The following is a 5,752-nucleotide window of genomic DNA, read 5'->3' as shown; positions in this document are numbered from 1 at the left end:
AAGCTGGGTCTGGTCGACAACGTGCGGCGGGCCAACATCTACGAGTCCGGCTACCAGTTCTGCAAGGCCGGTCAGCCTGTGGACAAGGAAGAGTGGCTGATGAACCCTCAGACGGTCAACGCCTACTACGAGCCCACGCTGAACGTCATCGTCTTCCCCGCAGCCATCCTGCAGCCGCCTTTCTTCGACCCAGACGCCGACGACGCCGTCAACTACGGAGGCATCGGGTCGGTCATCGGCCACGAAATCGGCCACGGATTCGACGACCAGGGCTCCAAGTACGACGGTGACGGACGTCTGCAGGACTGGTGGACCCCGCAGGACCGCGAAAACTTCGAACAACGGACCAAAGCACTCATTGAGCAGTACAACGGATTTGTCCCCCAGCAACTTGCCGAGAAGTACGCCGACGAGCCCGAGCAAGCACCTCATGTCAATGGAGCGTTGACCATTGGCGAGAACATCGGGGACCTGGGAGGCGTCAACATCGCCATCAAGGCCTATGCCATCTCCTTGCAGAAGAGGGAGGGCGGCACAGCCGAGACAGACGATGCTGCCATGGACCAGGCGCTAGCCTCGGCTCCAGTCATGGACGGCTACACTGGCCTGCAACGGTTCTTCCTGTCTTATGCCTCCATATGGAGGACCAAGAACAGGGATCAGCTGGCCGAACAGTATCTGCAGATCGATCCCCACTCCCCTGCTGAATTCCGCACCAACGGCATCGTCAGGAACGTGGATCGCTTCTATCAGGCCTTCGGAGTCACCGCCGACGACGGCATGTGGCTGGAACCCGACGCACGAGTCAAGATCTGGTAAACCTGTTCTGATTAAAACCGTTGGTTGACGGTTTTAATCAGCCTACTGATCAAGGCGGGAGGCCGACGAAAATCAGTCGGTCTCCCGCTTTCGTTTTGCTAGGCCGAAACAACCTGTGCTCATTCGGCATCGGAAGCCTTCACCGATGTCTCCTCGGCTGCAGATGACGCAGATGATGCAGAGGCAGACGCAGTTTCGGACGATAAAGACGATGGCGGCGTGGTCCAAGGGTCCGGACCGTCAGCTCCCTCATCAATAGGCGCGGTACCCGATCGGATCCTGGTGAAGGTATCCTGCCCCCGGGCTAGGTCGTGACCGATGCCATCCGCCACCAAAACCAGACTGCTGTGCGGTTGGCCATCGCTGATCCACTCCTCCGTCACCAAAGATCCCGTCACCATGACCGGATCGCCCTTGTGCAGACAGGCCAGGGCATTGACCGCCAGAGTCCTGAAAGCTTTGACAGTAAACCAAGTTGTGGATTTTCGTTTCCACACTCCAGCCGCAGTGTCGTAATGGGCCGGAGTGGAACCCAGCCTGAAGGAGCAGACCGGCGTAGACCCAGGCTGTCCCAGACGCGTTGGTTGGGTCCCCATAAAGCCCAAGACAGTCGTTTTTATTTCGTTGATGGCCATACCGAAACCTCTCTGTTGATGTTATGAATTCGACGCTGTAAATCTGCCAATCGATTCCTGATCTTGCAGCGGTGAGGCCATTCGACGGAGAATCCCCGACCAGAGCGCGGATAATCGGAGCGGGGGAAGGGACTGGCCCCGGCCAGGAACCCTCCATCGAACGGTGAGTCCATCCTGCCTCCGTCCACGTCCACGTACACGACCTGCAGACCATTGTGGTCGAACGAACTCGGACTGATTCAGATTGTGGACAAACCAACCTTCTTCCATAAGAAACTTGAGACAGGTCTCTTGTCAGTAATACCTATCTCATCAGGTAAAGCGGGGTGGATTTACCCATAATTATGAAAATCGAGAACAGAGGAAAACTTGATAACGAAAAATGAACGGCTCGGATGCAGGTAGACGTCAATGGCGATAATGCCTCGACGACTCATAATTGCTGATTGTTCAAGGAGAGAGGTGGACACAACATGATTACAGGAGCGATTGCGGGCGTAGTAGCGATAGTGGGATGCGTAGCAGGGATAGCAGCAGTTGCTATACCCGTTACATTGTTGATTCGGTACTTCAGGAAGAACAGAACACAGCATACATAAATCCAGGCAATATCCTATGGGCGGCACTGGCTTTTAATTCCTATGACTTCATCACCGATAATGGGTGGCGGCCTGCGCTATAAGGACAAGCTGCCACTCATTATCTTGTTCCCGGCCGCTTACAGTGATGCTGTTCCGATTACCTTATGAACACTCCAGGTGGACAATCGTAACCAGTCACTATCCGTCAGGAAACACACGACTGTACAAAAAGAATGAGAGACTCAATACTCAGGCAACTCCTTTCCGAACCAGAGAAGGCCGCAGGCTCCTCGAACAGTCACTAGGCGTGAATCATTCTGGCCGAGGCTGACGCGCAGACGTGAAGACAAGGCCGCAAGATCGACGAAAGGAGCCAGGTGAGCTACGTTCGAAGATGGCATTCACCCGAGTATCTCGATTGAGGCCTGATTTATCGATGCTTTTTGTGCTGATGCCGAAGGACACATCAGCGGAAACCATAACTGGATCCGCAATGTCTCCTTCACAGCCCAGGACCATCGAACATTGGTCCTGGGCTAAACTGTGAGAGCAGATACATCGGCACGGTTTGGAAGGACCCGCAGTCATGGTTCACACGCTGGTTAGTTGGAACATCGATTCGCTCAACGCCGCCCTACTGGGCAAGAGCAGCCGCAGCGCCCTCTCCCTTAAGGTGGTGGAGAACATCCGAGATCTGGACCCCGATGTCGTAGCCATCCAGGAAACCAAACTCAACGGTGACCAGAAGAAATCCGCAGGCGTCCTTAAGGCGCTCATGCGCTACTTCCCCGATTACCAGGAGGTGGACCGCCGCTCCGAGGCCCCGGCCCGTACAGGCTACGCGGGCACGCTCATGCTCTACCGCAAGAGCCTACCAGAACCTACCGTGACCCGCCCCCGCATCGGCGCTCCCGACACCATGGATGACGAGGGCCGCATGCTCACTCTGGAGTTCCCGGACTGCTTCGTGACCACGGTCTACACCCCCAATTCCGGATCGGGACTGGTCAGGCTCAAGCCGCGCGGTGTCTGGGACGATTGCTACCGTCGCTACCTGCAGGAATTGGATGCCCGCAAGCCGGTCCTGGCCTGTGGCGACTTCAATGTGGCCCACGAGGAGATCGACATCGCCAACCCGGCATCCAACCACCATTCCGCCGGCTTCACTGATCAGGAACGCGAAAAGTTCAGCCTTCTGCTGGATGCAGGCTTCACCGACACCTTCCGAAAAATTCATGGCGATGCCGCTGGCTTCTACGACGATCACCGCAGCGTCTACACCTGGTTCGCACAGCGTGCCCCAAAGAGCAAGATCAACAACTCCGGCTGGCGCATCGACTACTGGCTGACCTCCAACCGGATTGCTGACCAGGTCAGCACCAGCGAACCCGTGGACACAGGCGAGCGCCAGGACCACCTGCCCATTCTGCTGCGCATCTGACTGGATAGATACCCGAACCCAAACCGATACAACCAAAAGAGTGGGGCCTCGGTCGCGTGCATCTTGACACGGCCTAGGCCCCACCTCTCTACATTGGTTGCGAATAAGCAACTATGAGCGTGGCATAGCCTACTGGAGAGCTGCAATCCGATCCATAATCACTTGAGTAGCCTGATTGGCAGGAACAGCTTGCACTTCCGAGCCGTCACGGTTGCGGATCTCGATGGTACCGTTGGCGATGGTGTCGCGACCGGCAATAGCGACCAGAGGCACCCCGATCAGCTCGGCATCCTTGAACTTTACCCCGGGAGACACCTTGGGCCGGTCATCGTAGAGGACCTCCACGCCACGGTCCTCCAGGTCGGCAACCAGCTTCTCAGCGGCATCGAAGGCCTCCTGCTTCTTGCCGGTGGCCACCACATGAACCGCAGCGGGAGCGACAGCCTTGGGCCAGGCCAGACCCTTGTCATCGTGATGCATCTCAGCGATGCAGGCCAGCACACGGGAAATGCCGATGCCATAGCAACCCATCCAGACCGGCACCGCCTTGCCATTGCGGTCCAGAACCTTCAGACCCAATGCGTCAGAGTATTTCAGTCCGAGCTGGAAGACCTGGCCGATCTCCACGCCACGCTCGAAGCTGAGCGGCCCTGATCCGTCAGGGCTCATGTCACCGTGACGGACCTCGGCGGCCTCCACCACTCCGTCGGCTTGGAAGTCACGACCGTAGACCGCATTGGCCAGGTGCACGCCTTCGGCATCGGCACCGGTCACCCAGGCTGAGCCAGACGCCACATGGGCATCGAGGAAGTAGCGGATATGGGCGGCAGACTCGCTGTCCGAACGCTGAGGGCCCAGAACACGGGGGCCAATGTATCCCTTGACCAGCTCAGGGTGTGCAGCCAGGTCGGTCTCATTGGCCTCCTCGATTTCGGCCGGGGCGAACTGGGCCTCCAACCGCTTCATGTCCACCTGACGATCACCCGGCAGGCCGACGGCCACCAGTTCCCGCCAGCCCTCGGGATGGTCATCATCTGCAGGATGCTTGACGGCCACAATCAGGTTCTTCAGAGTATCGGCAGCGGTCCAGTCCCGGCCATCCTCGCGAGGATGCAGCTGGTTGAACCGCTCCACCAGGGTATCGATGGTGGTTGAGTCAGGGGTATCCAGCTCCTGCATGGCGGGAATCTTAGTGTAGTCGACGGGATCAGGACGCGGGGTGGTCAGCGCCTCCACATTCCACGCCTTCCCCGAGGGCGCCAGAGCAAAAGTGTCCTCACCTATAGGCAACGGAGCCAGGAATTCCTCGGACTCGGATCCCCCCATGGGCCCGGAGACCGCATGGACGATTACGTAGTTGACGCCCAGACGCTTGAAGATTCGCTCATAGGCACCGCGTTCATCCTGGTAGGCCTTCTTCAGCCCCTCCTCGTCCACGGTGAACGAGTAAGCGTCCTTCATGATGAACTCGCGACCCCTGATCAGCCCTGCGCGGGGACGAAACTCGTCGCGGTACTTGGTCTGGATCTGGTAGAGAACCACTGGCAGGTCCTTGTATGAGGAATACATGTCCTTGACCAAAAGGGTGAACATCTCCTCATGGGTGGGAGCCAGCAGGTAATCAGCGCCGTGCCTGTCCTGGAGGCGGAAGAGATTCTCGCCGTACTCCTCCCATCGGTGGGTGGCCTCGTAGGGCTCGCGAGGCAGCAGGGCCGGGAAGTGGACCTCCTGGGCGCCAATGCCGTTAATCTCCTCCCGGACCACGGCCTGGACCTTGTCGAGGACTTTCAGACCCAGTGGCAGCCAGGTAAAGATGCCCGGGGCCACCTTGCGGACGTATCCGGCACGCTGAAGGAGTTTGGCCGAGTCCACATCGGCGTCGGCCGGATCCTCCCTGAGGGTCCGCAGAAAGAGGGTTGACATGCGCATGGCTTTGGTTCTCATACCTCCCAAAGATATGCGCGCAAAGGGACAAGCAGCCATAAAGGACGCCTTATGACAATTTGTTGAAAGCAAGCCAGAAACCCCTATGATTATGGACGCTTTCTCAGAGAAGGTCGCTATGGTCGCAACGGCCGCTCAACAACGTCGAGGACGAATCACCCTCAAAAAACAATGCTCGCCTGGACACCATTTCGAAGTTGAGGCAGTGGGTTGACTCGCGCTCACCGCTAGCAGGTGGAAGCTCTTGAAAACCAACATTATTCATCGCGCCAATCATACGTAGTTCTGGCAGCCACGCCCCGGATCATCACTTGAGATCAATCATGACGCTG

4 protein-coding genes are annotated in these 5,752 nt (G+C 57.7%); 2 read left to right on the top strand and 2 right to left on the bottom strand.

What is annotated here, in order from left to right; all coding sequences use genetic code 11:
- On the top strand, nucleotides 1-819 hold an 819-nt coding region (locus AC0AP0_RS08150; protein WP_490430102.1), incomplete at its 5' end, for a M13-type metalloendopeptidase.
- A 119-nt stretch (nucleotides 820-938) separates the two neighbouring features.
- Here the strand turns inward: AC0AP0_RS08150 and AC0AP0_RS08145 are convergent.
- Nucleotides 939-1,454 (bottom strand): single-stranded DNA-binding protein, encoded by a 516-nt coding sequence (locus tag AC0AP0_RS08145; RefSeq protein ID WP_490430101.1) that lies wholly within the window; start codon nucleotides 1,452-1,454, stop codon nucleotides 939-941.
- Between the two features lie 1,167 nt (nucleotides 1,455-2,621).
- Here AC0AP0_RS08145 and AC0AP0_RS08140 point away from each other — a divergent pair.
- Nucleotides 2,622-3,476: an exodeoxyribonuclease III gene (locus tag AC0AP0_RS08140; protein ID WP_490430100.1), complete on the top strand. Its 855-nt coding sequence runs from the start codon at nucleotides 2,622-2,624 to the stop codon at nucleotides 3,474-3,476.
- A gap of 129 nt (nucleotides 3,477-3,605) precedes the next feature.
- On the opposite strand, the gene AC0AP0_RS08135 is transcribed toward AC0AP0_RS08140, so the two are convergent.
- Entirely contained in the window at nucleotides 3,606-5,420 is a 1,815-nt protein-coding gene (locus AC0AP0_RS08135; RefSeq protein WP_490430103.1) for a proline--tRNA ligase, read from the bottom strand.
- Nucleotides 5,421-5,752 lie beyond the last annotated feature (332 nt).

The organism is Bifidobacterium sp. POST2/T3 (B1), from assembly GCF_058197115.1.
Note: the sequence above shows the minus strand (reverse complement) of the source record. Positions and strands in the feature narration are given on the sequence as shown.